The 26544-nt window shown below is 71.4% G+C and carries 25 protein-coding genes; 12 read left to right on the top strand and 13 right to left on the bottom strand.

Annotated features, from left to right (window positions below):
- Positions 1 to 97: 97 nt before the first annotated feature.
- Positions 98 to 430 carry a hypothetical protein gene (locus ACFMQL_RS39455; RefSeq protein ID WP_378789878.1) on the top strand — a complete coding sequence of 111 codons (333 nt, stop codon included), beginning with the start codon at positions 98 to 100 and terminating at the stop codon, positions 428 to 430.
- A 118-nt stretch (positions 431 to 548) separates the two neighbouring features.
- On the opposite strand, the gene ACFMQL_RS39460 is transcribed toward ACFMQL_RS39455, so the two are convergent.
- Both ACFMQL_RS39460 and ACFMQL_RS39465 read right to left on the bottom strand, forming a co-directional pair.
- Positions 549 to 1565 carry a zinc-binding alcohol dehydrogenase family protein gene (locus tag ACFMQL_RS39460; protein ID WP_378789879.1) on the bottom strand — a complete coding sequence of 339 codons (1017 nt, stop codon included), beginning with the start codon at positions 1563 to 1565 and terminating at the stop codon, positions 549 to 551.
- 70 nt (positions 1566 to 1635) lie between these two features.
- Complete coding sequence (locus ACFMQL_RS39465) at positions 1636 to 1785, bottom strand: hypothetical protein (protein ID WP_378789881.1); 150 nt, start codon at positions 1783 to 1785, stop codon at positions 1636 to 1638.
- Positions 1786 to 1816: 31 nt separating this feature from the next.
- Between ACFMQL_RS39465 and ACFMQL_RS39470 the strand changes: the two genes are divergently transcribed.
- Positions 1817 to 2065: a sensory rhodopsin transducer gene (locus ACFMQL_RS39470; protein WP_364068055.1), complete on the top strand. Its 249-nt coding sequence runs from the start codon at positions 1817 to 1819 to the stop codon at positions 2063 to 2065.
- 94 nt (positions 2066 to 2159) lie between these two features.
- Here ACFMQL_RS39470 and ACFMQL_RS39475 read toward each other — a convergent pair whose 3' ends face one another.
- The 4 genes from ACFMQL_RS39475 to ACFMQL_RS39490 form a co-directional block, all read right to left on the bottom strand.
- The gene (locus ACFMQL_RS39475) at positions 2160 to 3524 is read right to left on the bottom strand and encodes a sugar ABC transporter substrate-binding protein (RefSeq protein WP_364068027.1); all 1365 of its coding nucleotides are present in this window, start codon (positions 3522 to 3524) and stop codon (positions 2160 to 2162) included.
- Positions 3524 to 4465 (bottom strand): carbohydrate ABC transporter permease, encoded by a 942-nt coding sequence (locus ACFMQL_RS39480; RefSeq protein WP_364068028.1) that lies wholly within the window; start codon positions 4463 to 4465, stop codon positions 3524 to 3526. Before ACFMQL_RS39480 ends, ACFMQL_RS39475 begins: the two co-directional genes overlap by 1 nt.
- Before the next feature lie 12 nt (positions 4466 to 4477).
- Positions 4478 to 5389, bottom strand: a complete 912-nt coding sequence (locus tag ACFMQL_RS39485) for a sugar ABC transporter permease (protein WP_364068029.1) — start codon at positions 5387 to 5389, stop codon at positions 4478 to 4480.
- Between the two features lie 408 nt (positions 5390 to 5797).
- Complete coding sequence (locus ACFMQL_RS39490) at positions 5798 to 6499, bottom strand: TetR/AcrR family transcriptional regulator (protein WP_364068030.1); 702 nt, start codon at positions 6497 to 6499, stop codon at positions 5798 to 5800.
- A 101-nt stretch (positions 6500 to 6600) separates the two neighbouring features.
- Here ACFMQL_RS39490 and ACFMQL_RS39495 point away from each other — a divergent pair, with 101 nt between their 5' ends.
- Both ACFMQL_RS39495 and ACFMQL_RS39500 read left to right on the top strand, forming a co-directional pair.
- Positions 6601 to 7614 (top strand): hypothetical protein, encoded by a 1014-nt coding sequence (locus tag ACFMQL_RS39495; protein WP_364068031.1) that lies wholly within the window; start codon positions 6601 to 6603, stop codon positions 7612 to 7614.
- 8 nt (positions 7615 to 7622) lie between these two features.
- Positions 7623 to 8480: an aldo/keto reductase gene (locus ACFMQL_RS39500; protein ID WP_378789884.1), complete on the top strand. Its 858-nt coding sequence runs from the start codon at positions 7623 to 7625 to the stop codon at positions 8478 to 8480.
- 85 nt (positions 8481 to 8565) lie between these two features.
- On the opposite strand, the gene ACFMQL_RS39505 is transcribed toward ACFMQL_RS39500, so the two are convergent.
- Together ACFMQL_RS39505 and ACFMQL_RS39510 are read right to left on the bottom strand one after the other, a co-directional pair.
- Entirely contained in the window at positions 8566 to 10071 is a 1506-nt protein-coding gene (locus tag ACFMQL_RS39505) for a CocE/NonD family hydrolase (RefSeq protein WP_364068033.1), read from the bottom strand.
- A 14-nt stretch (positions 10072 to 10085) separates the two neighbouring features.
- Entirely contained in the window at positions 10086 to 11411 is a 1326-nt protein-coding gene (locus tag ACFMQL_RS39510; protein WP_364068034.1) for a citrate:proton symporter, read from the bottom strand.
- 111 nt (positions 11412 to 11522) lie between these two features.
- Here ACFMQL_RS39510 and ACFMQL_RS39515 point away from each other — a divergent pair, with 111 nt between their 5' ends.
- The 3 genes from ACFMQL_RS39515 to ACFMQL_RS39525 all read left to right on the top strand — a co-directional run bounded on the left by ACFMQL_RS39515 (position 11523) and on the right by ACFMQL_RS39525 (position 14743).
- A complete protein-coding gene (locus ACFMQL_RS39515) occupies positions 11523 to 12452 on the top strand; it encodes a LysR substrate-binding domain-containing protein (RefSeq protein ID WP_364068035.1) in 930 nt (309 codons plus the stop codon).
- A gap of 211 nt (positions 12453 to 12663) precedes the next feature.
- Positions 12664 to 13866, top strand: coding sequence for a CaiB/BaiF CoA transferase family protein (locus tag ACFMQL_RS39520; protein WP_378789887.1), 1203 nt, complete (start codon positions 12664 to 12666; stop codon positions 13864 to 13866).
- Positions 13856 to 14743, top strand: a complete 888-nt coding sequence (locus ACFMQL_RS39525; RefSeq protein ID WP_364068037.1) for a CoA ester lyase — start codon at positions 13856 to 13858, stop codon at positions 14741 to 14743. Before ACFMQL_RS39520 ends, ACFMQL_RS39525 begins: the two co-directional genes overlap by 11 nt.
- Positions 14744 to 14779: 36 nt before the next feature.
- Here the strand turns inward: ACFMQL_RS39525 and ACFMQL_RS39530 are convergent, their stop codons facing one another.
- Positions 14780 to 16597, bottom strand: a complete 1818-nt coding sequence (locus ACFMQL_RS39530) for an ABC transporter ATP-binding protein (RefSeq protein ID WP_378789889.1) — start codon at positions 16595 to 16597, stop codon at positions 14780 to 14782.
- Between the two features lie 206 nt (positions 16598 to 16803).
- On the opposite strand from ACFMQL_RS39530, the gene ACFMQL_RS39535 reads away from it, so the two are divergent.
- Positions 16804 to 18138, top strand: a complete 1335-nt coding sequence (locus ACFMQL_RS39535; RefSeq protein WP_378789891.1) for a cytochrome bc complex cytochrome b subunit — start codon at positions 16804 to 16806, stop codon at positions 18136 to 18138.
- A 9-nt stretch (positions 18139 to 18147) separates the two neighbouring features.
- Here ACFMQL_RS39535 and ACFMQL_RS39540 read toward each other — a convergent pair whose 3' ends face one another.
- The 3 genes from ACFMQL_RS39540 to ACFMQL_RS39550 form a co-directional block, all read right to left on the bottom strand.
- Entirely contained in the window at positions 18148 to 18705 is a 558-nt protein-coding gene (locus tag ACFMQL_RS39540) for a hypothetical protein (protein ID WP_378789893.1), read from the bottom strand.
- Between the two features lie 204 nt (positions 18706 to 18909).
- On the bottom strand, positions 18910 to 20511 hold the full coding sequence (locus ACFMQL_RS39545) for a serine/threonine-protein kinase (protein ID WP_378789895.1): 1602 nt from the start codon (positions 20509 to 20511) through the stop codon (positions 18910 to 18912).
- Between the two features lie 346 nt (positions 20512 to 20857).
- A complete protein-coding gene (locus tag ACFMQL_RS39550) occupies positions 20858 to 21904 on the bottom strand; it encodes an alcohol dehydrogenase (protein ID WP_364068043.1) in 1047 nt (348 codons plus the stop codon).
- A gap of 188 nt (positions 21905 to 22092) precedes the next feature.
- Here ACFMQL_RS39550 and ACFMQL_RS39555 point away from each other — a divergent pair, with 188 nt between their 5' ends.
- Positions 22093 to 22956, top strand: coding sequence for a helix-turn-helix transcriptional regulator (locus ACFMQL_RS39555; protein ID WP_364068044.1), 864 nt, complete (start codon positions 22093 to 22095; stop codon positions 22954 to 22956).
- Positions 22957 to 22963: 7 nt separating this feature from the next.
- Positions 22964 to 23494: a hypothetical protein gene (locus tag ACFMQL_RS39560; RefSeq protein WP_364068045.1), complete on the top strand. Its 531-nt coding sequence runs from the start codon at positions 22964 to 22966 to the stop codon at positions 23492 to 23494.
- Here ACFMQL_RS39560 and ACFMQL_RS39565 read toward each other — a convergent pair.
- Positions 23473 to 24204 carry a hypothetical protein gene (locus ACFMQL_RS39565; RefSeq protein WP_364068046.1) on the bottom strand — a complete coding sequence of 244 codons (732 nt, stop codon included), beginning with the start codon at positions 24202 to 24204 and terminating at the stop codon, positions 23473 to 23475. The genes ACFMQL_RS39560 and ACFMQL_RS39565 overlap by 22 nt on opposite strands.
- Before the next feature lie 651 nt (positions 24205 to 24855).
- Between ACFMQL_RS39565 and ACFMQL_RS39570 the strand changes: the two genes are divergently transcribed.
- A complete protein-coding gene (locus ACFMQL_RS39570; RefSeq protein ID WP_364070935.1) occupies positions 24856 to 25992 on the top strand; it encodes an IS701 family transposase in 1137 nt (378 codons plus the stop codon).
- Between the two features lie 65 nt (positions 25993 to 26057).
- Positions 26058 to 26444, top strand: coding sequence for a hypothetical protein (locus tag ACFMQL_RS39575; RefSeq protein WP_378789898.1), 387 nt, complete (start codon positions 26058 to 26060; stop codon positions 26442 to 26444).
- Positions 26445 to 26544: the final 100 nt, after the last annotated feature.

Consider the following 26544-nt stretch of genomic DNA (forward strand, 5'->3'; position numbering starts at 1 on the left):
CGGGCGCGGGCCGTTAACGCGTTCCCGGCCGGCCGGTTTTCCGGGTGTTTTCCGGGTATGGCGGGCTGCCGAGCGCGTATCGAAGGAGGTAGTGGTGATGCGAGTGCACCATGGGGAGCCGGTGCGGGACGAGCGCGACACGGCGTACGCGCGGCGGCTCGACCGGGAGGCGGCCGCCGAGACCGCCGCCGTCGTGACGAGCAGCGTCGCGGGCGGGCGTGCCGGGAGCGTGGCAGGCGGCATGGCGAGCCGTGTGGCGGGGCGGCGCGCGCCCGCGCCCGCGGTGGTGGCCGCGCTGCTCGCCGGAGCCTGCGGCGCCGTCGTCGCCGCCCGGCTCATCAGGGCGCGCATGACGAGAGGCGCGGGCGTTCCCGCCCAAGGCAGGCGGTGCCTGAGCACGCACGACAGGGTCCGCCATCACGAGCGCTGACACAGGCCCGACAGGACCCGCCAACACGAGCGCTGACACAGGCCCGACAGGACCCGCCAACACGAGCATCAACGCGAGCCCGGCCCGGTTCTGTCTGCCGCCGGGGCGTCGGTCTTCTTCAATGGCAGGCGACGACGAGCTTGGTGCCGGGGCCGCAGCGCTGGCGTTCCCAGGCGCCGGTGATGCCGGAGAGCGGAACGACCTGCAGGTCCAGCTTGAGGCCGCCGGACGCGGCGAGCCGGGTCATCCGCAGGTAGGCGTCGCGGCGCACCTCGACAGGCGCGTGGAAGATCGCGAAGCCGCAGATGTCGAGCGCGGGCGAGCGTACGAGCGGCGCGGGCAGGTCGATCCGCATGGCGGCCTGCTGGCCGAGCTGGATGTGCCGGGCGCCGTGGCGGGCCGCTCCCATCGCCGCCAGCGCGGGCGGGCCCCACAGCGGGTCGATGATGACGTCCGCCCCGCCACCCGTGGCCTCCCGTATCGCGGCCACCAGGTCGCCGCCGGCTCCAGCACCACCGCCGCCGGTGGCCCCCGTGCCGCCGTCACCGCCGTGGCCATCGGTGCGGCTCGCGCCGCCGCCGCCCGCGCCGTCGAGCTCGACGACGGCGTCCGCGTCCAGGCGGTGCAGGCGCTCGCTTGACCGGGCCGCCGCGACGACCCGGCCCGCCCCGAGCGCGCGGGCGATCTGCACGGCCGCCGTCCCCACCGTGCCGGTCGCGCCCAGGACGAGGACGGTCTCCTCCGGCCGCAGCCTGGCCCGCCACTCCAGCGCCAGCCAGGCGGCCAGGCCGCTGTTGCCGAGCGCCGCCGCCATCCTGCTGTCGACCCCCTCGGCGACGTCGAACAGCGCGCCGGACGGCACCAGGACGCGTTCGGCCAGCGACCCGTACGGCGGCACGACCGTGTCGAAGAACACCCGCCGCCCGTCCGGCAGGCGGCCGACGCCGTCGCTGCCGACGACCGACGGCAGGGGCGGCGGCCCGGTGTAGAAGGTGCCGGACGCCTTGGCGACGTCGAGGTGGCTGAGCCCGGCCGCCTCCACCTCGACGACGGCGGCGTCATCGGAGGGGCGCGGCTCGTCGAACTCGTCGTAGTGCGGCGGCGTCCCGTAATCGTGCAGTACGGCGGCTCTCATGCGGCATCGCCATCCTTCCCTGCGCCCGGCGAAGGCGACGTCGTCCCTGGTCAGGGCGGTCGTAGCAGGTTTACTGCCCACGCAGCCGCCGGGCCATGCCGGACGAACGGCGTACCCGGGTGATAGAGCGGGCCGCGCCGGGGTAGCGGCCTGCTGCCGCGGCAGGAGAACGGGAGTGGCGCATGAGCACCATGGCGGGGAGCTGGAAGATGACGATCACCGACGGATGACGTCCCGGAGACCGGCTGAGCCTGCTCAACCCCAGCCCCGGCCCCGCGCACGTCGAGCTGACGCTGTGCGCGCGAGGCGGCCGGCCGCGCGGGCCGATCCGGGTGACGCTCCCGGCACAGCGCACCCGGTCGGCGACGCTGGAGGAGCTGGCGGGCGCCCTGCCGCCGGGGACGGTGTACTCCGTCGTGGTGGTGTCGGACGCGCCGGTGCTCGTGCGGCCGCACCGGGCCGGCGACGATGTGCCCGAGGTGGGCCGCCCCGCCGCCTGACCCGCCGAGTGCCCTCCCGAAGCCCCGCCCAGGGAGAGCGTGCGGCCTGGCCGACCACACGGCTGGGGGCGAGCGCCTGCGCCCGCCCCTCAGCTCAGCCGACCACCTCGAACAGCTCGTTGAGCTGATCGTTCAGTTTGGAGAGCGAGCTGACCGGCTCGTCCCCGATGTACACGGCGTCGAACGCGGGCTTCGACAGCGCCGAGATGTCGGCCGCGTTGGAGGTCACCGGCAGCGGGAACGTGGTGCCGTTCTTGACGTGGTCGGTGAACGCCGACACGTCGAGCCCGCGCTCCTTCTTGTTGTACTCGATGGCCAGCTCCGTCCCGGAGGGCCGGGCGGGGAAGACCACGCCGGACTGGCCGATGATGTTCTGGCACTCCTCACTGGAGAGGAACTTGACCCACTTGGCGGCGTTCTCCGGCTGCTCGGAGAACGTCGTGATGGAGTCGGCGAGCCCGTTGAACATCGAGGCCCGCTTGCCCTTCGGCCCGATCGGGGTGGGCGCGACGCCGATGTTCAGCTTCTTGCCGTCGGCGTCGGTGAGCTTGGTGAACGACGAAATCGTCCACGAGCCGTCCAGGCCCATCGCGGCGATGCCGGCCTGGATCTGCTTGTCGGCGGTGATCGCGTTGGTGCCGCCGATCGCTTCGTAGCTCGCCATGTACCCCTTCTTGGCGAGCCCGAAGTACCACTCCAGGGTCTCGTGGAGCACCGGGTCGTCGAGGTTGAAGCGGGTGCCCCAGGGGTTCTTGTCGGTGGGCTGCCAGCCGACGCTGCCGGTGAAGGCCGACCACTGCGTCTGTCCCCAGTTGTCGCCGCCGGCGCCGTTGGCGGCGAGGCCGTACCTCTTGACCTTGGTCTTGTCGAAGCCGGGCTCGTCGCCGCGCTTGCCGTTGGCGTCGATGGTCAGGTGGGCGATGGTCTTTTCGAACGTGCCGCCGTCGTGCGGGTTCCAGGTCAGCTCGTCGAGCGTCTCCGGGTCGATTCCGGCCTCTTTGAGCGCGTCGGCGTTGTAGAACATCGCGATCGTGTCCCAGTCCTTCGGGGCGCCGTATCGCTTGCCGTCCTTGCCCTTCCACAGCTCGGCCAGGCCCGCCTGGTAGTCGGAGTCCTTGATGTCGCTGGTCGGGCCGAGGTCGTCGAGCGGGCGCAGCACCTCGAGGTCGACGAACTGGGGGAACTTCGTCAGGTGGTCGGTGAAGACGTCGGGGGCGGTGCCGGCGATGAAGCTGGCGGTCAGCTTGGACCAGTAGTCGTCCCAGTTGTACTGCGAGATGTTGATGCGCAGGCCGGGGTTCTGCTTCTCGAAGGCGTCGGCGCACTTCTGGTAGCCCGGCTGCTGCGCGGAGTCCCACAGCCAGTACTCGATGGTGCCGTTCGCCCCGCCGCTCCCGCCGGTGCCGCACGCGGCGGTGGTGGTCAGCAGGAGCGCGGACAGGAGGATTCTTCTGAGCATCACTTGATCCCGCTGAAGCCGATGGAGTTGACGATACGGCGGGCGAAGACGAAGAACAGCAGCAGCATCGGCAGCGCCGCCACCAGCGTGGCCGCCATCAGTCCCGCCCAGTCGGGGCCCGCCTGGGGCTTCTGCGACTTGAACACGCCGAGCGCCACGGTGAGCACGCGCGACTTGTCGGTGTAGCTGACCATGAGCGGCCAGAAGTACTCGTTCCAGGAGGTGATGTACGTGAGGATCGACAGCGTCGAGATGGGCGCGGCCGACATCGGCAGGATGATCCTGAAGAAGATGCGCACCTTCGAGGCGCCCTCCACCATCGCCGCCTCCTCCACCTCCCGGGAGATGCCGAGGAAGAACTGGCGCAGGAAGAACACCGCGAACGGCGTCATCAGCATCGTCGGCAGCGCGATGCCGAGCACGGTGTCGATCAGGCCGAGCTCCTTGATGAGCACGAAGTTCGGCAGCAGCGTGAAGATCGCCGGGACCATGAGGCCGGCCAGGAAAACCGCGAAGATCTGCTCGCGGTAGCGCCAGCGCAGCCGGGCGAAGGCGTAGGCGGCCATCGAGGAGAAGAACACCTGCCCGGCCGTGACCATGGTCGCGACGAGCACCGAGTTGAGCAGGTAGCGCCAGAAGTTGAACGGCTGTCCCGAACCGCCGGCGTCGATGGCCTCCTGCCCGGTCTGCAGGCCGAAGACGCGCTCGAAGCCGCCCCAGGAGAACTGCACGGGCAGCAGGCTGTCGCTGCCCGCGTAGAGGGCGTTGTTGTCGGACAGCGCGGTCCTGAGCACCCAGTAGAACGGGAACAGACTGGCGAAGATCACCAGCACCATGAACGCCCAGGCGAGGATCCTGCCGATGCCGGGCCGGGGCTTCGGCGGCGGCTCGTGACCGGCGGCGGAGGCATCGCTCGGGGCGGGGGCCATGACGGTTGCCATGTCACACTCTTCCTAGGCCAGATCGGAGCTGCCGGCCCGGGTCAGCCGGTACTGAAGGAACGTGATGATCGTCAGGACGATCAGCAGCGCCACGGACATCGCCGAGGCGTAACCGAACTGGAAGCGGCTGAACGCGGCCTCGTAGATGTAGTACTGGAGCACCTTCGAGGAGTTGACCGGGCCGCCCTTGGTCGCGATCGCGATGGTGTCGAACACCTGGAACGAGCCCACGACGCTGATGATCAGCACGACCGCCGTGATGGGCCGCAGCAGCGGCAGCGTGATGCTCCTGAACAGGCGCAGCTCGGAGGCGCCGTCCACGCGGCCGGCCTCGTACACGGTCGCGGGGATCGTCTGCAGGCCCGCGAAGATCAGCAGCGCGGTGTAGCCGACGTGCCGCCAGACGTTGATGAGCGCCACGGTCGGGATGACCCAGGCGGAGTCGGCGAGGAACGCGATCCGGTCGAGCCCGAGCAGCTCGAGGACCGTGTTGCCGATGCCGAGCTGGTAGTCGAGGATCCACAGGAAGATCAGCGCCGCGACCACGTTCGAGACGAGGTACGGCGTCAGCACCAGCCCGCGCAGCCACGTCTTGCGGGTCAGCCGCTGCATCAGCACCGCGATGATCAGCGCCAGGATCGTCTGGATCCCGATGTTGACCACCACGTAGTAGACGGTCACGCCCAGCGCGTTCCAGAAGACCGGGTCCTCGACCATGCGCACGTAGTTGTCCAGCCCGGTCCAGCGGGCGGGCGTGAGCAGGTTGAACTTGGTGAAGCTGAGGTAGATGCCGCGCAGCGTCGGCCAGAGCAGGAAGACCAGGAAGCCGATCAGCGCGGGGAGGATGAACAGGAGCGCCAATCGCGTGTCGTCGCGTGGTCGCTTGGGAGTGCCGGTGGTCGCCAGCTTGGTGGGGGTGGCCATGGTTTCTCCTACGCCGCTCACCGGACGATCGGCGCGGGGCGATCCGTACCCTTCCCGGACATTGAGGGACATCTCCGGTTTGACGCCAAGTGCTTAATGGTTAGCGGAGAGTCTGTTTCCCTATGACATGTCATGTCAAGACTTGCTAACCGCCTGCCATAGGACATTGTGCGGAGAGGCGGGGCGATAGGGATCGCCGATCGCGCGGCCACGCAGGGGTTCGGCACGATCTGCCGTCAACCGCGCCGAAGATCGCGCGCGATCGGTTTCCATCCGCGCCGAGAGCCGCGCGCGATCCCCTGGAAGCCCGCGTCGGGAGCCGCGCGCGATCCCCTGGAGGCCCGCGTCAAGAGCCGTGCGCGATCACCTGGAGGCCACGTCGAAGGCCCGCGCGACGGCTCGGCGCGATCAGCGTTCGGCCGCGTCGAGAGCCGGGACGAGGGGCGCGAGGGAGGCACGGAGCAGGCCGGGCAGCGACCCGGACGGCACGACCAGCCCGGAGGCCGAGGCCGCACCCGGCCGCCCCACCCACCGGTCGATCGCGACCCGCACCGCGGCGGCCACGGCGGCCGCCAGAACGCGCGCGGTGTGCTCGCGATCGTCGTCGTCGCTCCCGGCGTCGTCGCGATCGGCACCACTGTCGCGGGCCGCGTCGGCGGCTTCCCCGCCCTCCCGGCGGGCGGCGAGGCGGGCGGCGATGGCGGCGGCGAGGGGGAGCTCCATCGAGGCGGGAGCGTCGACGAAGGCCTCACGAAGCGCGGGCCGGGTGGTGATCATCAGCAGTGCGGCCGCATGCTCCTCGCCGGGATCGGTGTACTGCTCCACGATCGCGTCGATGACCGCGTCGGCCAGGCGTACGGACGGCGGCCTGGCGGCCACGGCCTCCGCCACGCGGCTCTCGCGCTCGGCGGTGACGGCGGCGACGATCGCCTGCTCGCGGCTGGCGAAGTAGTTGTTGTACGTCCGCGGCGAGACGCCGGCGGCCTCGGCGATGTCGTCCACGCGGACGTTGTCGGGCCCGCGTTCGAGCGCCAGCCGCAGCGCGGCCTCGCGCAGCGCCTTCCGGGTGGCCTGCTTCTTCTGCTCGCGCAACCCCGTACGCCTCGCCATCACGCCCCCACCATGCCAGAAAACTTGCACTCACGCAAACTTGCGCGCACGCAATTTTCGTCCGTACGCTGATGCCCCCTCGAACACGAAAGGACGGCACTATGCGAGCCAAAGGCATCAGCTACGACACCGGCTTCGTCCCCGGCGGGTCGGGCACCGTCGAGCGCTTCGACCTCGACGTGGTCCGGCGCGAGCTGGAGATCATCCGCGACGACCTGCACTGCACCGCCGTCCAGCTCGTCGGCGGCGACCCGGAACGCCTGGAGCGCGCCGCCGCCTGCGCCGCCGAGCTGGGCCTCGAGGTGTGGTTCTCGCCGTACCCGCTGGAGCTGACGGCTGAGGAGATGCTGGCGCTGTTCGCCGACTGCGCCGAGCGGGCGGAGCGGATCCGGCGGTCCGGCGCGGAGGTCGTGTTCGTGGCGGGCAGCGAGCTGACCGTCATGGACCGCGGCTTCCTGCCCGGCGACACCCTGAAGGAACGGCTCGACGCGCTGCTGAACCGCCGCGAGCTCGTCGCCGAGGCGGGCAAGCGGGTCGCCGCGTTCCTCGCCGAGGCCGCGACCGTGGTCCGCGAGCGCTTCGGCGGCAAGGTCACCTACGCCGCGATCCCCTTCGAGCCCGTGGACTGGTCGCTGTTCGACTTCGTCACGATCGAGCTGATCCGCTCGGCCGAGGTCGCCGACCGCTTCCAGGAGGGCGTGCGCGCCCTGGTCGCCCAGGGCAGGCCGGTCGCGATCACCGGGTTCGGCACGGCGACCTGGCGCGGCGCCGCCGACGTGGCGCCCCGCAGCATGGAGATCGTCGAGTACGACGAGGTCACCGGCCTCCCGGTGCGCCTGACCGGTGAGTACGAGCGCGACGAGGAGGGCCAGGCCACCTACCTGCGGGAGCTGCTGGAGATCTTCGAGGCGGAGGGCGTGGACTCGGCGTTCGTGCACACGTTCGCGCTCCCCGCGCTGCCGCACCGACCGGACGGCGACCCGCGCGACGACCTCGACCTGGCCAGCCTCGGCATCGTCAAGGTGTACGCGGACCGGGACGGCGACACCTACCCCGGCCTGCGGTGGGACCCCAAGCCGGCGTTCGCCGCCGTCGCGGCCTGCTACGGAAAGTGAGGCGCCCGATGACGACCTTCCCGTTGGGCGGTGAGACGCCGGTGAACCGGATCGGCTTCGGCGCGATGCGGCTCGCGCTCGGACGCTCGGCGCGCGGTTCCGAGGCGGGCGTCGCCGTGCTGCGCCGCGCCGTGGAGCTGGGCGTGAACCACATCGACACGGCCGGCTTCTACGGCTTCGGCGACCTGCGGGCGCACGAGCTGATCAGGCGGGCGCTGGCGCCGTACCCGGACGATCTGGTGATCGCCACCAAGGTCGGCCCGCTGCTCGGGGCGAACCTCGCCCCGGCCGGCGAGGCACGCGCGGACCAGCTCCGCGGCCTGGTCGAGGACGACCTGCGCCGGCTCGGGGTGGACCGGCTCGACCTGGTCTACCTGCGGGTCGGCGGGCTGGGGCCGGTGGGCGACGAGCCGATCGGCGAGCGGTTCGCGGCCCTGGCGGAGCTGCGGAGTGAGGGGCTGATCCGGCATCTCGGGCTCAGCCACGTCAGCGCGGCCCAGCTCGCCGAGGCCAGGTCGATCGCACCCGTGGCGGCCGTGCAGAACGCGTTCAGCGTCCACGACCAGGGCGACCGCGCGGTGCTCGCGGAGTGCGAGCGGGCGGGGATCGCGTACGTGCCGTACTTCCCGCTGGGCGGCGGGCGTCCGTCGATCGACCAGACTCGCCTGGCGGAGGTCGCGGCGCGGCACGGGGCGACCCCGGCGCAGGTCGCCCTGGCCTGGCTGCTCGCGGTCTCACCGGTGACGCTGCCGATCCCCGGCACCGGCTCGCTCGACCACCTCGCCGAGAACGTGGCCGCCGCCGGCCTCCGGCTCACCTCTGCCGACCTGGCCGCGCTGAGCGCCGCGTCCGAGACATCGGCCTGACTCCCCCGGCCGGGCCACATCCGGGGGTCGAGCCGCCCAGCCGGGTCACCGGCCGAGCACCGAGCCGCCCGGCGGCCGGTCGCGGTCAGCGGGTGGTGAGGCGGAGTTCGGTGCCGCCGCGCCCCAGGCGCAGCTTCACCTGCCCGGCCGGGGCGTCGGAGTCGATCTCCGGGTAGTCGTCGCTCGCCACGGTGATCCGCAGGCGGTGCCCGGCGGCCAGCCGGTAGTGGACCGGCCAGGTGGTGACGTCCAGCTCGTACGTCCTGCCCGGCCGGACGGGGACGGCCCGCTCGTGGCCGAAGCGGTGGCTCGCCTTGAGCCAGCCCTGCGTGATGCGGGTGGCGGTGCCGTCGGGTGCGACGTCCTCGGCGATGACGGCGATGTTGCCGTCGGCGGCGGTGAACGCGGCCTTGACCCTGGCCGTGATGTCCCCGGCCAGCACCAGGTCACGCTGGTAGGGCTCGGTCTGGAAGGTGAGCCGCTCACCGGCGGTCCCCGGCCCCGGGTCGGTGTTGACGGTGAACGTCCTGGTGGCCTGGGCGCCGGGGCGGGCGGTGATGGTGCCGTCGGCGTTCAGACCGAGCCTGCGCGTGCGGGCGCCGGGCGGCGGCCAGCTGCGGAATTGCCTCCAGCCCGCCCCTTCCATCTCGTACGACGTCACCTTGGCGGCGGGCAGCGGCGCGTCGTCGCGACCGGCGAGCCAGCGGTCCCACCAGGCGAGGTAGGCGCCGTTGCCGATGGCGGCGGGCTGACCGGCGGGCCAGCCGTGCTCCCAAGGCCCGGCCACCAGCCACACGTTGCCCGGCCTGGCCAGGAAGTTCTCCACCATGCCCGCCCGGTACCTGTCCCGCCAGCCGGCGATCTCCAGGGTGGGCACGTCGAGGTTCTCCCAGCGGGCCTTGACGCTGCGCTCGCGCCAGTAGTCGTCGTAGAGCGGATGCCGGGCGTAGGTGGTGAGGGTGTCGGGGGCCACCTGCCGCTGCCAGTCGCGGATCCTGGCGGAGTAGATGCCGCCGCGGTAGATGGTGTTCTCGTACCAGTCGCTGATGCCGTCCACGGGGATGATCGCGGCCAGGTGCGGCGGCTTGTTGACGGCGACGAGCAGCGTGGAGTGGCCGCCGTAGCTGAGGCCCATCTGCCCGACCTTGCCGGTGGACCAGGGCCGCGTGCCGAGCCACTCGATGAGGTCGTAGTTGTCGTGCTGCTCCTGCGCGCTGAACGGGTCGAGGCGTCCTGGCGAGTCACCGGAACCGCGGGCGTTGCAGACGGCGGCGACGTAGCCGCGGGTGACGTAGTAGGCGGCGGCCTTGCCGAGGTTCGCGAGGTCGTCGTACGCGGTGTAGTCGTAGACGATCACGGGGAAGCGGCCGCCCGCGTCGGGCCGGTGCAGGTCGCAGGCCAGGTGGCCGCCGTCGCGCAGGGGGACGGAGACGCGTTCGGTGCGGACGGCGTAGGTGGCGGGACGGTCGTAGGAGAAGAAGGGGTCGGCGGGGGTTTCGCCGCCTGTCGCGGCGGAGGCCGGGGCGTGGGCGGTGAGCGGGAGCGTCAGGGCGGCGGTCAGTGCGGCGGCGAGGACGCGCGCGGGCGACATGGGGCGGGGACTCCTCACAGTGAGATGGCGGTGGTGGCGAGCGCGACCACGGTCATGACGGCCGTGGTGGCGAACGCCCAGCCGAAGATGAAGCGCTGGTGCTGGCCGAGTTGCACGCCGCTCATGCCGACGAGGATGAACGTGGCGGCGGTGAGCGGGCTCAGGGGGAAGCCGGTGGTCATCTGGCCGAGGATGGCCGCCCTGGCGATCTCGGCGGAGTCGATGCCGAAGCCGCTCGCGGTCTGCGCCAGGACGGGCAGCACGCCGAAGTAGTACGCGTCGGGGGTGAAGACGAGGCTGAGCGGCATGCCGGTGAGCGCCACGAGCACCGGCAGGTGCCCGCCGAAGGACTCGGGGATGAGGCCGACGAACGCCGTCGCCATCTCGTCGATCATCTTGGTGCCGGTCAGCACGCCGGTGAACACGCCCGCGGCGAAGATCATGGTGGTGACGAGGACGACGCTCTTGCCGTGCCGTTCGAGCAGCTCCTGCTGCTTGTCCCAGGTGGGCAGGTTGACCACGGCGGCGATGGTGAAGCCGAGCACGAACAGCACCGGCAGCGGCATCACCTGCAGCACCAGGCACACCAGCAGGGCGAGGGTCAGCACCAGGTTGAACGCGGTCAGCAGCCGCCCCTTGCGGGCCGGGGCGAGCGGGGTGCCGGGACCGTCACCCACGGCCCGCGCCTCTGCGGGGCCGGCCTGCGCATCCGCGGGCAGCGCGACGGTCCCGAGGCGGCGGCGCTCGCGCAGCCCGATCAGGAACGACGCCACCAGCACCCACGCGATCCCGGCCCCCATCGCGGGCAGCACGGGCGTGAACACCTGCGAGCCGTCGAGCTTCAGCACCGCCATCGCGCGGGCCGTCGGACCGCCCCACGGCACCATGTTCATGACGCCCGCGCCCAGGCAGACCACACCGGTGAGCACGAGCGGGCTCATGCCGAGCCGCCGGTAGACGGGCAGCAGCGCCGAGACGGTGATGAGGAACGTGGAGGCGCCGTCGCCGTCGAGCGCCACGCACATCGTGATGACGGCGGTGCCGACCGCGATGCGCAGCGGATCGTCCTTGGCCAGGCGCAGGATGCCGCGGATCAGCGGGTCGAACAGGCCGGTGTCGATCATGAGGCTGAAGTACAGGACCGCGAAGGCGATCATGATGCCGGTGGGCGCCACCTTGCCGAGGCCTTCGAGGATCATCGGGCCCAGGTCGGACGCGAACCCGCCGATCAGCGCCGCCGCCACCGGCACGAGCACCAGGGCGGTGAGGACCGAGATGCGCTTGGTCATGGTGAGCGCCAGGAACAGGCCGATGGTGAGAAAACCCAGGAGCGCGATCATCGGGGTCCTTTCCGGGTCCGGGAGGTTACGGGCAAGTGTCCGAGCACCCCGCGTTTCGCGTCCACCATCAAAACTGGATTTATCCATGCAGCATGCGCAAGAGTTGCGGGCGTGGATGCCACTCTGCGGCAGCTCGCCGCGTACGTCGCCGTCGCCAAGTCGGCCGGGTTCACCGCCGCCGCCGCGCAGCTTCACCTCTCGCAGTCCACGCTGAGCCGGGCCGTCGCCGACCTCGAACGCGTGCTGGGCGTCCGGCTCCTGGAGCGCGACACCAGGAACGTGCAGCTCACCGCCGCCGGGGTGGAGACGCTGCGGGTGGCCGAGCAGATCGTGGACGCCCACCGCTCCGGCATGAAGGAGCTGCGGCGGTACCTGCTCGGCGAGTCGGGCGTGGTGGCCATGGCCACGCTGCCGTCCGTGGCCGCCGTGCTGCTGCCCGGCCTGATCTCCGCGTTCCGGCGGCAGCGGCCCGAGGTGAGCGTGCGGATCATGGACGGGCTTGAGCGGGCCGTGCTCGGCCGGGTGCTCTCCGGGGACGCCGACTTCGCGGTGACCACCGTGGGGGCCGCATCCGACCGGCTCGAACACCGTCCGCTGATCCGCGACCGGTTCCGCGCCGTCCTGCCCGAGGGTCATCCGCTGGCCGAACGTGACGAGCTGACCTGGGAGGACCTGGCCGCCGAGCCGTTCCTCGCGGTGGGGCCGGAGTCCAGCGTCCGGCGGCTCACCGACGCGGCGTTCGCGCAGGCGGGGGCCGGGGCGGCGCCGGCGGCCGAGGCGAGCAACGTGGCCACGGTGGGCGGCCTGGTCGCGGCCGGGCTGGGCGTGTCGGCGCTGCCCGCGCTGGTGCTGCCGCTGCTCGGGCCCGGCCGGGTGGTGCACAGGGAGCTGGTCGCGCCCGTGGTCGAGCGGCGGCTGGACGTCGTGGTCCGGGCCCGCCGTACGCTGCCGCCCGCCGCCGCGGCCTTCCTCGACCTGCTGGAGGAGGCGCGCGCCGAGGGCCGCGACGTCCCGCCCGGCGCCTCCTGGATCACCCGCTGACCCGCCCCACCGCACCGGCGGGCCGGATCACCCGCAGACCCGTCTCACCGCACCGGCGTCTCCTGGATCACCCGCTGTCCGCCCCACCCTGCCTGCAGGCACACAGCTACCTATGCGATAAGCGCATGAATTTATCGAAATTTCGTGCTGGACCTGCATTTCTCCGAATGGGCACCATGAAGCCAGCCGTACCGGACGAAGGAGCTCATGCGTGGCCTCTGAACAGCGCGGGCAACTGCGTGGACTGAAGGTGGTGGAGTTCGCTCACGTGGTCGCCGGGCCGCTGGCCGGGTCCATGCTGGCCGACCAGGGGGCGGACGTCGTCCACGTCGAGCCGCCGGGCTGCGGCGACGCCGCCCGCGCCATGGGCCCCACCAAGGACGGCGTGCCGCTGTGGTTCAAGGTCGCCGGGCGCAACAAGCGTTCCGTGACCCTGGACCTGCACGATCCGGACGGCCGGCGGGTCGCGCACCGGCTCGTCGCCTGGGCCGACGTGGTGATCGTGACGCTGCGCGCGTCCCGGCTGCGGGCCTGGGAGCTGGACTGGGAGGCCGTGCACCGGATCAACCCGAAGGCGGTGCTGCTGCAGATCTCCGGGTTCGGCGCGACGTCGTCGAAGGCGGACGCGCCCGGCTTCGGCAAGGTCGGCGAGGCGCGCAGCGGCGTCGTGCACCTGACCGGGTTCCCGGACGGACCTCCGGTGCACACCGGGTTCTCCCACGGCGACGCGGTGACGGGGTTGATGGGCGCGTACGCGGTGCTCGCCGCCCTGCACCGGCGCGCCGGCGACCCGGACTTCGACGGCGAGTGGATCGACCTCGCGCTGTTCGAGCCGCTGTTCCGGCTGGTCGAGTGGCAGGTCATCGCCCATGACCAGCTCGGCGTGGTGCCCGGCAGGTCGGGCAACCAGCTCGCGGTGGCGCCTGCGGCGGTCATCAACACGTACCTGTCGGGCGACGGCGACTGGATCACCGTGACGTCGGCGACGCGCCGCTCGGTGCTGAACGTCGTACGCCTGCTCGGCCTGCCCGAAGACGAGTACGCCACCACCGAGCAGCAGCTCGCCGGCCGGGAACGGCTGGATCGCGAGCTGCGGTCGTGGGTGGCCGCGCGCGGCACCGAGGAGTGCCTGCGGGCGTTCGCCGAGGCCGAGGTGGTCGCCTCGCGGGTGTTCACGGTCGCGGACATCGCCGCCGACCCCGTCTACGCCGAACGCGGCGACATCGTCACCGTGGACGACCCCGACCTGGGCCCCGTCCGCATGCAGGCGGCGCTGCCGCACTTCCACCGCGAGCCGGGGAACGTCTGGCGCACCGGCCCGGCGCTCGGGCAGGACAACGACCTCGTCTACCGCGAATGGCTCGGCCTCGACGGCCGGGAGATCGACGACCTGGAGAAGCGCGGTGTCATCTGACCGTCCCAAGCTGCGCTCGCTGCTCTTCGTGCCGGGGAACAAGGTCGAGTGGCTGGCCAAGGCGGAGGCAGCCGGAGCCGACGCCGCCGTGCTCGACCTCGAAGACGCCGTCCCCGAGAGCGGGAAGGCGGCGGCCAGGGAGCGGGTGGCCGAGGCCGTCGCGAACGCCTCGGGCACGATGGCGATCTTCGTGCGGATCAACCCGCTCGACCGCTGGGCGGCCGCCGAGGACCTGCGCGCCGTCGCCCGCCCCGGCCTGGCGGGCGTGCTGCTGCCCAAGACCCGCGGTCCTGAGGACGTGGTGCTCGCCGACCGCATGCTGACCTGGTGCGAGCGCGAGCACGGCATGCCCGAGGGGCGGGTCGCGCTGGTACCGCTGCTGGAGAGCGCCGCCGCGCTGCGCGGGGCGTACGAGATCGGGCGGGCCGCGCCGCGCGTCGCCTACCTGGGCGCGGTCACCGGCAAGGGCGGCGACGTGGAACGCGCGGTCGGCTACCGGTGGAGCCCGTCGGGCACCGAGACCCTGGAGCTGCGCTCGCGCGTGCTGCTCGATGTGCGGGCGGCCGGGGTGCCGTGCCCGGTCGCCGGGCTGTGGACCGCGATCGGCGACCTCGACGGGCTGCGCGCCTTCGCCGAGCAGAACCGCTCGCTCGGGTACGAGGGCATGCTGGCCATCCACCCCTCGCACGTACCGGTGATCAACGAGGTCTTCTCCCCCGGCCCCGAGGAGCTGGACCGCTACGCCCGGCTGGTCGCCGCCGTGGAGGCGGCGCAGGCGCGCGGCGCGGGCGCGATCGTGTTCGAGGGCGAGATGGTGGACGAGGCGATGGCCGCCCGCGCCCGCGCCGCGCTGCGCGACCACGCTCCCCCTCGGTAGCCGGGGTCTCACCGATCCGCGGCTGACCGGCGGCGGTCAGTGGGAGAGCGCGCCGGGCGCGTCGTCGTCCACCAGGAAGCCGCCGGACTGATGCCGCCACAGGCGGGCGTACGCGCCGTCGGCCTCCAGCAGCTCGGCGTGGGTGCCCTGTTCGACGATGGCGCCCTTGTTGAGCACGACCAGGCGGTCCATGCGGACGACCGTGCTGAGCCGGTGCGCGACCACGACCGCGGTGCGGTCCTGCATGAGCCGCCACAGCGCGTCCTGGACGAGGATCTCGCTCTCGGAGTCGAGCGCGCTGGTGGCCTCGTCGAGCAGCAGGATCGGCGCGTCGCGCAGGATGGCGCGGGCCAGCGCGATGCGCTGCCGCTGGCCGCCGGAGAGCTTGACGCCGCGCTCGCCGACCAGCGTGTCGAGGCCGTCGGGCAGCGAGTCGGCGAACTCCATGACGTGCGCCGCCTCGGCCGCGGCCTTGATCTCGGCGTCGGTGGCGCCCGGCCGGGCGAAGGCGATGTTGTCGCGTACGGTGCGGTGGAACATGGCGGGCTCCTGCGGCACGTACGCGATGAGGCTGCGCAGGTCGGCCTGGCGCAGCCGGGAGATGTCCTGGCCGCCGATGAGGATGCGGCCTGAGTCGATGTCCATGAGGCGCAGCAGCAGCCGGGTGAGCGTGGTCTTGCCGCCGCCCGACTGCCCGACCAGCCCGATCTTGGCGCCGGCGGGGATGTCGAGGTCGAGGTCCTCGAACAGCGGGCTGCCGCTCTTGTACGAGAACGTCACCCGCTCGAAGCGCACCGAGGCGTCGGCGGGACGCAGCGGCAGCGGGTCGGGCGGGTCGATCACCTTGGGCGGCGTGAGCAGCAGCTCGGTGAACTGCGCCGCCTCGGTGATGATGCTCTCCATGCGCCGGTAGATCTGGTTGAACTCGAACATGATGCCGATGGCGTTCGTGTAGTACGTGAACGTCACCACGATCGCCTCGACGCCCAGCCCGCCCCGCAGTCCCACGGCCAGCAGCAGGCCGAGCGAGCTGCCGAGGACCGACAGCGGGGACACGACGGTGTCCACCCGCAGGTTGCCGTAGTCCCACGAGCGGAGCGTGAGCCGCTGCTGCTCGGCGAGCTTGACGCGGTGCTCGGCGGCCTCGCGGCGCTCGGCGGCGAAGGCGCGTACGGTGTCCATGTTGGACAGCACGTCGGCGACGTGGCCCGACACGTGCACGCGTGCGGCCTCGCGCGCGTCCACCAGCTTCTGGCGGCGGCGGATGAGCGGCGCGACGATCACCCCGGTGACGATCAGCAGGCCGATGAGCACGACCACCAGCAGCGGGTGATACTGCCACAGCACCACGGAGGCGAAGGCCAGCGGGACGAGCTTGGCCATGACGGAGAACGTCAGCGTGTCGACGAACTCCTCGAACCTGTTCGCGAAGCCGAGCACCCGTTTGGTCAGCGCGCCCGCGAAGTTGTCGTGGAAGAACGCGGCGTCCTTGGCCAGCAGCTCGTCCATGCCGATGATGGCCAGCCGTTCGACGCCGCGCGAGTCGGTGCGGTTCATGAAGTGCAGGCCAAGCCGCCACAGCGTCTCGCCGGCCAGCAGCAGGCCGCCGAAGCCGAGCACGTACGGCAGCAGCGCGGGCAGCGTGCCGTCGCCGTCGCCCGCCAGATGGCCGACGAGCCCGGCCACGGCGAGCGGCGCGAGGTAGTACAGGCAGATGTTGCCCAGCGCGGGCAGCAGCAGCGTGGGCACCGCGATCGGCCAGAGCCGGCGCATCTCGCCGGCGTAGTAACGCAGCGCTAGCCCGATCGCCGATTTCCTTACGGAGGGATCTTCCGCGGTCTCCGGCACAGTCATCCGCCCTCCCCCGATCGCCGACGCAGACCTCGATATGGTGCCGTCCGCCGCCCGTCCAGGCGACCGATTTTTTCCCGGCCTTTCAGGCGTATCGCCAGGTCGGCGCGTAAGTGACGCGGATCACCGCCACCAAAGCCTGTCTTTCCGTCACATATCTCGGCGCTATGCCGTCTCCACGGTGTAACCACCTCGGAGGGGAGGCCCGTATGCGTTCATCGCCGGTCAGCCGCTCGGTCCAGCTCTCGCACTGGTCGTTCATGTTCGCCGAGATCGCCCTGTGGTCGTTCGTCGTCCTTGCCGTGACCGGGGCCGTGCTGATGGTGTTCTACGACCCCGCCATGACCCAGGTCACCTATGACGGCTCGTACGGGCCGCTGCGCGGGGTCCTGGTCAGCCGGGCGTTCGACTCGGCCATGCAGCTGAGCCTGGAGGTGCGCGGTGGCCTGCTCATCCGCCAGATGCACCACTGGGCGGCGCTGGTGTTCGTGGCGGCGGTCGTGCTCCACCTGCTGCGCATGTTCCTCACCGGCGCGTTCCGCCGGCCGCGCACGCGGCAGTGGCTGATCTGGGTGGCGCTGCTGGGGCTCGGCATGTTCGCGGGCGAGACCGGCAACGCGCTGCCCGACGACATGCTGTCGGGCGGCAGCCTGTGGCTGATGGTCTCGGTCCTGCAGTCGGTGCCGGTGGTGGGGACGTGGCTGGCGTCCCTGCTGTTCGGCTCCGGCTTCCCCGGCGAGCAGGTCGTCCCGGTCCTGTACGGCGGGCACCTGCTGCTGTCGCTCGTCATCGGCGCGCTGCTGATCGCCCGCGAGCTGATGCTGCGCAGGAACGGCCACACGCGCTTCGTCGCCGCGCTGCCGGTGCGCCGCGGCGGCCGCCCGCTGATGGCCGCCGCCACGGCCGGCATGCTCGTCATCCTGGGGTTCGGCTTCCAGATCGCCCCCATCTGGCTGTACGGCCCGGCCAGGCCGACGCAGATCTCGGCGGGCGCGGTGCCCGACTGGTACATGGGGTTCCTCGACGGCGCGCTGCGGATCATGCCGGGCTGGGAGCTGACCGTCGGCGGCTACACGCTCAGCCTCGCGGTGCTGGTACCGACCGTGATGGTGCCGGGCGCGTTCTTCGGCGCGCTGGCCGCGTACCCGATGATCGAGCGCATCGTCGCGGCGCGGCGAGGACGGCCGCTGCCCCCGCCCGGCCTGCTCGACCGGCCGCGCGAGAAGCCCGTCAAGACCGCGCTCGCCGTCGCCGGCATCACCTTCTACGGCCTGCTGTGGGCGGCGGCGGCCAACGACCAGCTCGCGCACCACTTCCACCTGACCGTCGAGGCGGTGACGATCTTCTTCAGGTACGCGGTGCTCCTCGGCCCCGTCGTCGCCTTCGTCGTCACCCGGTGGATCTGCCTGGCGCTGCGGCAGGCGGAGCAGGAGGCCGCCGAGCACGGCGTGGAGAGCGGCGTCATCGTCCGCTCCCCCGACGGCGGCTTCCACGAGCGGCTCGAGCCGGCCCGCCACGCGCCGCGGCTGCCGTCGGCGCGCTGACCCCGATGCTCAGACCAGCGGATTGACGCCGGGACCCGCCACTGTGATGGGGGCGCGCGGGAGGGACTCCCGCTGCGCCTCCTGCGGGCCGACGACGGCGTTGAGCCCGCCGTCCACGATCTGCGCCACCGCGTCTCCGGAGACGAACGGGTCGCTCGTCTGCCCCTCGACTCTGATCAGCATCCTGGTACGGGTGCAGAACAGGCTGGCCTCGCTCTCCCGCGAACCGCTGACGGCCGCCTCCATGGGCCCGGAGAAGCCCTGCTGCCGGGCCGGATGGCCCTGGTTGGCGGTGAGGTCGAGGTCGAGGGTCCAGTCGGAGCCGGACAGCCCGCAATGGCCTTCGGAGTTGACCCAGGCGATCATGTCGTAGGAGCCGACCTTGATCTGCGCCAGCGGGTGCTCGGCCTGCTCGGGCAGCTCTCCGTGTTCGGTCAATCCTCGCAACGTCATCAGCGGCCACTGGGCCGGGTCTTTCAGCAGCGGGTCGGTGACCGGCGCGGAACAGGAGACGATGGCCGGCGACACCAGGATCCCGGCCACCCAACGCGCCAGACGATTGGTCACTCTCATCTTCCTTCTGGGGTGACGCAGATCGATCATGATCCATCGGACAACTTATCCCAATGTCACCACCACTTCGGCCATCGACCTGGAGCGCCAACCAGGCCGCAGACCGCCTTGTACGCGCATATCAGCAGGTCACACGGTGTCCCGAGGATCCTCGCCCGTTCCCCGTCACCGGCGACCGGGCCGAGGTCTCGATCCAGCTCAGCCCTCCACGCTGCGGCCCTCCAGGCGGCTGATCGAGACCGTGCCTCTGGTGGCGCGCAGGCCGAAGCCGTAGCGGTAGCTCCGCCTCTCCTCGTCGGTGGTGAGCAGGCCGTTGATGGGCGCGGTGTGCAGCCGCTGGAACCTGCCCTGGTGCTCGGCGTACGCGGTGATCGTCGCCTCCGACAGCACCAGCGCCAGGCGCTCGCCCGGGCTGAAGCGGTGCGGGATCTGCACGGGCACGTCGGTGCGGAGCTCGCCGTCCACCCGCACGTCGAAGCCGGTGGTGCCGCGGCTGTTGTTGTACCAGGCGGTGATGTAGTCGTCGGCGTCCTTGATCCAGCCGACGAAGACGCTGTCCTCCTCCGCGCCGGTGGCGGCGAACGAGCCGAACGTCACCGTCACCACCGCCTGGCCGGAGGAGAGCACGGGCCCGGCCATGAGCCCGAAGTACGGGCTGTCGCCGGTGCCGGTGCAGGCCCCGCCGCCCGCCGAGGTGCGCGGCAGCACCTCGTTGTCGGGAAACGGCCCGTAGGCGGTGTAGCGGCCCGTGGTGTCGGCGGTGAACGCGTCGGCGACGTCGATGTGCTCGTACGCCTCCACGTCGAGGGTCGGGCCCGGCACCAGGTGGACGGCCGCGGCCTTCGTATCGAACCACGAAGGAGCCACCAGCACACCCGCCGTCACCAGCAGCGCCGCCGCGACCGCCGCCGCACCGGCCCACTTGCCCGACAGACGTCTGCGGCGCGTGGGCTCGGTCGGCAGATCGACCAGCGTGCCCGGCCCCGATGCCCCGGCCGCCGGTCGTTCGCCGCCGGTGAGGTCGCGCAGCAGCAGGCCGGCGGACGGGCGCGCGGCAGGATCCTTGGCCAGACAGGCCGCCACCAGCCCGCGCAGCGGCTCGGGCACCCCCGTCAGGTCGGGCTCGCCGTGCAGCACGGCGTGCAGCGTCGCGGGCACCGTCGAGGCGCGGAACGGCGCGCGTCCGGTCGCGGCGAACACCATCGTCCCGGCCCACGAGAACATGTCGGACGCCGGCGTGAGCCGCTGGTCGGAGAGCTGCTCGGGCGACATGTACGACGGCGTGCCCACCACCAGGCCGCTGCTGGTGCGGGCATCGAGCGCCCTGGCGATGCCGAAGTCGATGAGGACGGGCCCCTCGGGGCCGAGGATCACGTTGCCCGGCTTGACGTCGCGGTGGACGATGCCGGCCGCGTGGATCGAGGCCAGCGCGGTGAGCGTGGCGACCGCCAGCCGTTCCAGACCGCTGCCGGTGCGCGGGCCGTCGCGCTTGACCAGCTCGTCGAGCGACGGCCCCGGCACGTACTCGCTGACGATGTACGGCTGCTCGCCCGCCAGCCCCGTGCCGAGCACCTTGGCCGTGCAGAACGGGGCGACCCGCCCGGCGACCTCGGCCTCGCGCAGGAACCTGCGGCGCGTCTCCGGGTCGGCGGCGAGCGAGGCGTGCAGCACCTTGATGGCCACCCGCGCCCCGCCCGGCGACTCCGCCAGGTAGACCGTGCCCTGGCCGCCCTCGCCCAGCCGGTCGAGAACGCGATGATCACCCAGCTTCGGGTGGTCGGGAGCACGATGGGCGGTCACGGCGGTCCCCCGTCAGATCCGGCGATCTCCTACGCGATCAGCGTAGTGCCACCGGAGGCGCGCACGACGCCCACCCACCGGAGTCGATCCAGGGGCGGACGGCGTACGTCATCGCACGGGCGAGACCGGAGTCCACTGCCGCACCTCCCGCCACCAGGAGACAGGACCCGCCCCTCCTCCCGCCACCGACGGGACAACATTAGGACCCCCACTTCCTGCCACCGACGGGGCAGGAAACGGGAACGGCCGCCGACGGGACAGGAAACGGGAACGGCCACCGACGGAAGCAGAAGCGGAAGCGGAAATGGAAGTGGAAGTGGAAGTGGAAGCGCGGGCGGAGGGGCGGTCAGCGGCCGGTCGTGAGAACCATGCGGTAGCGGGCCTGGCCGGACATCATGCGGTCGTAGGCCGCGGCGACGTCCTCGAGCGGCCGGGTCTCGGTGAGCGCCCGCACGCCGGTCAGCGCGGCGAACCGCATCGTCTCCTCGACCTCGCTCGCCGTGCCCGACGGGTGGCCGTGCACGGTCCTGCTGGCCGAGATGAGCTGGAACGGGCTGACCTGGATGGGCTCGGGCGTCGCACCGAGCACGATCAGCTCACCGCCGTTGCCGAGCCCGTCGATGGCCGCGGTCATCGCCTCGGAGCTGGCGGCGGTGGCGAGCACGACCTTCGCGCCGCCGAGCGCCTGGAGCCGCCCGGCCACGTCACCGGCGTTGGAGTCGATGTAGTGGTGGGCGCCGAGCTGCTTGGCGGTGTCGGCCTTGTCCGCGCCGCGCGCGACGGCGACCGTCTCGAAGCCGAGCTTGTTGGCGAACTGCACGCCCAGGTGGCCGAGCCCGCCGATGCCGAGGACGGCGACCAGGTCGCCGGGCCGCGCGGCGCTGCGCCGCAGCGAGTTGAACGTGGTGACGCCCGCACAGCCCATGGGCGCGGCCTCGACGGCGCTCAGCTGGTCGGGGATGCGGGCCAGCGCGGAGGCGGGCACGGTGGTGTACTCGGCGTAGCCGCCGGGGTAGGCCCAGCCGGGCACCTGCATGCGGGTGCAGTGGATGAAGTCGCCGGCGCGGCAGGATCTGCAGGTGCCGCAGTTGCCGCCGAACCAGCCGATCGCCACGCGGTCACCGGCGTTCCAGTCCTCGACGCCGTCGCCGACCGCGTCGATGCGCCCGGCGATCTCATGGCCGGTGACCAGCGGGAACGACACGTTCGGGAAACCCGCGTTGACGAAGCCGGAGTCGGACCGGCACACCCCGCACGCCTCGACGGCGACGCGGACGTGCCCGGGCTGCGGCTCGGCCAGCTCGCGCTCGACGATGCTGAACGGGCCGCCGGCGGTGCCGACCTGGGCGGCGCGGTAGGTGCGCGGGCCGGAAGTGGTGGACATCATGGACATCGAGTACCCCTCAGGTGGAGAACGAACGTGAACCGGACCGGCTTTGCGGCCCACGTCAAGCACACCACCGGAAACCCTGCGGAAAGGGGGCCTGAGCAGGCCCTGCGCGGGCAGGTATTGCGGAGACAGGTACTGGCAGGGCCACTTACGCGCGGCCCGGCCGCCCGAGATCACGCGACACTGAGGACATGGACCGCAAGAGCGAACTCGCCGGCTTTCTCCGTTCCCGGCGCGCCCGCCTCAGCCCCGACGGGACGGGCCTGCCCGAGGACGGCCGGGCACGCCGGGTGCCGGGGCTGCGCCGCGACGAGGTGGCCAGGCTGGCCGGCGTCAGCACCGAGTACTACACCCGCCTGGAGCAGGGCCGCGCCGGGTCGCCGTCCCCCGAGGTGATCGAGTCGCTCTCCCGGGCGCTGCAGCTCGATCCCGCCGAGCACGAGCACCTGCTCGACCTGCTCGCCCGGCCCACGCCGGCGCGGCGGGCCCCGGTGGCTCCGCAGCGGGTCAGGCCGGGGCTGCACCTGACCTTGCAGACGCTGGAACACGTGCCGGCGTTCATCGTCGGGCGGCGTACGGACGTCCTCGCCGCCAACTTCCTGGCCCGGCAGGTGCTGACCGACTTCGACGCCCTGCCCGCGACGCAGCGCAACCTCGCCCGCTACTACCTCCTCGACCCCGCCGCCCGCGAGCGGGTGGGCGACTGGGAGCGGGTCGCGTCGGAGACCGTGGCGATGCTCCGGCTGGAGGCCGGCCGCTACCCCAACGACCGGCGCCTCGCCGACCTGGTCGGTGAGCTGACGCTGCGCTCGCCCGAGTTCACGACCTGGTGGAACGACCATCGGGTGCTGCGCCGTACCCACGGCACCAAGGTCTACTATCACCCTGAGGTGGGCGAGCTGCACTTCTCGTACGAGAGCTTCCTGCCGCCCGGTGACACCGACCAGATGCTGTGCGTCTACAACGTCGAGCCCGGCTCCCCCACCGCCGACGCGCTGCGGCTGCTGAGCAGCTGGGCCGCACCCGGGCGGGCGCACTCCGAGACCACCGGCTGACCGCGCCGTGCTGATCGGCGACATTCGCGACCGCACCCGAGCCACGTCCGGTGGCGAAGAACACCACGATCGCCTGGACGAGAGCTTCACCCGCCGCCGCATGCGCCGCCGCCTCTCCCACGAAGACGCCGACCACATCCTCGCCCTCGTCCCCGAACCGGATCTGCTGCATGAGCTGCCACGCCTGTTCGCCCAGGACCTGAACGAGGCCACCGCCGACCACGCCCGGATCGTGCTCCTCTTCGACACCCACGAAGCGTTCTACGGCGAAGCCATCGGTGACGCCGACAGCCTCATCCACGCCGACAAGCTCATGCGCGACGAATGGCTGCGCTGCCTGCTCGGCCACCTCGACCTCGGCGCCCGGATCATCGCCTTCGCGGCCGGCCGCATCCACCCGCCATGGCCCAACGCCCCGTCTACCCCAGCCCTGACCAGTACATCGACCACCGCCTCGTCGGCCACCTCACCACAGCTGACGCCACCCAGTACCTCGCTCTCGCCGGCATCACCGACTCAGCAACCCGCGAGGCACTGATCAGCCCAATTGCCGAGGCCGAGGTGGGCGCGGGCGACCCGGTACAGGCAGCGGCCTTTGTCCTCGTCGCTGTCGATGCGCAGGTCGCTGAGGAGGGTGGCCAGGGCACGGCAGCGGTCGAAGCGGCCGGTGGCCAGGCTGCGGTCCATCAGCGCGACCCAGGCCGCGACTCCTTCGCTGGAGTCGAGGTGGCTGGGGTGGTAGGCGGCCTCTAGCTCGGCGGTGAACTCCTCGCGCTCGCCGTAGTGCCGGGCCAGGACCTCGTGGGCTTTGCGGATTTCGTCCGGGCGGACGCGTTGCAGGGAGCGCCGCAGGATGGAGTGCATCGTGTACGCGCCGGTGCCGCAACCTGCGCATCGTCGACGAGGTCCGGGCCTGCCCGCCGAGATCGACGCCACGCCCGCACAGGTCGCCTTGGCCTGGCTGCTCGCCCAGGGTGACGACTCGCGCCCATCCCCGGCACCGAGCTTGTCTCCGGACTGGCGGAGAACACCGCCGCCGGCCACGTCGCCCGCCTGAACGACCTCCCTCCGGCCTCCGGCGAGCGCTACGACGCGGACGACATGGCCGCCATCGACCGCTGATCGAAGCTTGTCGCTGATGTGCCGGTCGTTGGCGTTGTACGCGCCCGGGTGCTCAGGCGGGCCGGCCTGGGGCCTTCCGCCCGCAAGCCGCGCGAGGTCCTCGACGCCGCCGGCTGACGCTCGCATCCCCGTCGCTGCCCCGCCCTTCTGCCCCGGCCGGGCGGGAGTGCGGAAGGATCAGTGAGTGGCGGCGCTGTCGAGTCGGGACGTCGTGGCCACGGTGGGCCGGGTTGTGGCCAGGAGGGCGGCGCCTCATTGAACTGATCATGTACTCGCCGCGGCAGCGGCCCAGTGGCCGCCATCAGCAGATGCGGCTCGATCAAGGCCCATTCGGCATCGGTCTTATCAAAGCGCGCCGCATCCGAGTTCTACAAGCCATGGCCAGGACCGCCTCCGGCCATCACCAAGATCCACACCTCAAACAGCCCCTAAATCCGGTCCAACAATCTGCGGATGGCCGAAATCAAGAGATCCCTCGCCGCAAAGACCTGGCGATCGACCTCCCCATCCCAGATCACCGCCCGAGTGGTGCAGTGCTCACCGATTGAACCGAAGAATGGGGTGGAGCACACCGCCACATGGGCTCTGACATGGCGGCCGAAGCCCACGGTCTAATACTCCAGCCGCACTTCGAGATCTCGATCTGGTCGAGGCTGAGACGTGAGACGGCCACCGCAGTGATCATGTGGGTGTGTGGAATCCAGATGATCGGCGGTGGCCGTGGCAGCCACGGTAGCCGAAATCGACCCGCGTGTATGGGCCGATGCGTTCGATGACCTGTTCGCGCAGGTAGTGGCACCGTTCTTCGGCCGGCGTGAGCCGCGGATCAGAGCGCGTGGTTACCTGCTGGGCCTGCTGAGTTCGCTGGAACGCAAGAACGGCTGGTCCCTGGCCGAGTTCGCCGGAGACGCGACACCCGACGGGATGCAACGACTGCTCAACCACGCCCGCTGGGACGTCGATGCGGTCCGGGATGCACTGCGGGCCCAGGTCGCCGAGCGGCTCGGGTGCCTGGACGGGGTGCTGGTGGTCGACGACACCGGGTTCGAGAAGAAGGGCCGCCGCTCGGCCGGGGTGCAGCGCCAGTACACCGGCACGGCCGGAAAGATCACCAACTGTCAGGTCGGAGTGTTCGCCTCCTACCTGCACCCCGGCCGGCAACGGGTGCTGATCGACCGGGAACTGTATCTGCCCGCTTCCTGGTTCACCGCACCCGAGCGGCGCACCGACGCCGGCATCCCGGAGCAGGTGGAGTTCGCGACCAAACCGGAGCTGGCCTGGAGGATGATCGAGCGGGCCGCCGACGATCCGCTGCTCACCTTCGCCTGGCTCACCGCGGATGAGGGCTACGGCGACAACCCCGTGTTGCGTGAGCGGTGCCGCAGCCGGGGTTTGAGCTACGTGTTCGCTGTCTCCTGTGACCACCCGATCGTGCTGGCCGGCCGGAAGATGCGTGCCGATGAGGTCTTCGCCGCGCTGGAGGAGCAGGCGTGGCAGCGTTACTCCTGCGGCCAGGGTGCCAAGGGCCACCGCTACTACGACTGGGCGTGGATCCCGCTCGGCCCGGCCGAGTGGCTGCTGGCCCGCCGCTCCATCACTGATTCCGGCGAGCTGGCGTTCTACACCTGCTGGGCCACCGGCCCGGTCGCGCTGCCGGAGCTGGTGCGAGTGGCGGGATCGCGGTGGAGCGTGGAGGAATGCTTCCAGGCCACCAAGAACGAGGTCGGCCTGGACCATTACCAGGTCCGCAAGCACCTGGCCTGGTATCGGCACGTCACGTTGGCCATGGTCGCTCACGCTCACCTGGCTTTCCTCGCCGCCGGCCCACCCGGCGCAACGGGCGCTCAGCAGGGCGAGGCTTTCTCGGGCCTGGCCACACAGGGGGCCCTGCCGACAGGGACGATCACAGCTTGAGGGTGCGAACGGTGACGATTCCGGCGAGCTGATCCCGCTTACCGTCAACGAGATCCGGCGTCTGCATGCTCATCTTGCCCAGCCCCGGCACCCTGCCAGTCATCGAATCCGCTGGTCACAGTGGCGACGTCGGCATCAAGCCCGCGCCCGCCGCTGCCATTACCAGCGACAGCGACGAATCATCGATCACTAAATGCGGCTGGAGTACTAACAACAACACACAGCCGGAAACCCTTCACCGCACACACAGAGGAAATCTGCAAGAGGGTCGATTGAGTGAACGCTGGTTGCCTCTGATACGTGATGCCGGCCTCTTCTACGAAGAAGACGGCAAGGCTGCCTCCTCGCCCGCCATGACTTCTGCGCCGTTTGCCGGTGCGCTCCGGACACCCCGGCTCTGTGATGGTGCATCGCATTTTGCAGGACCACAGGCACTGCTGGGTCGCGTGTGAAGACTCGCCCTCATCGGCGTGAACGGTTCCGCGGTCGAGTGCACGGGAAGCATGACCCGAGCCGGGACACCCTCGAGTGCTTTTGGCGGGCCGGCCACAG

It is taken from the genome of Nonomuraea fastidiosa (genome assembly GCF_042751225.1).
GTDB classification, from domain to species: Bacteria; Actinomycetota; Actinomycetes; order Streptosporangiales; family Streptosporangiaceae; genus Nonomuraea; species Nonomuraea fastidiosa.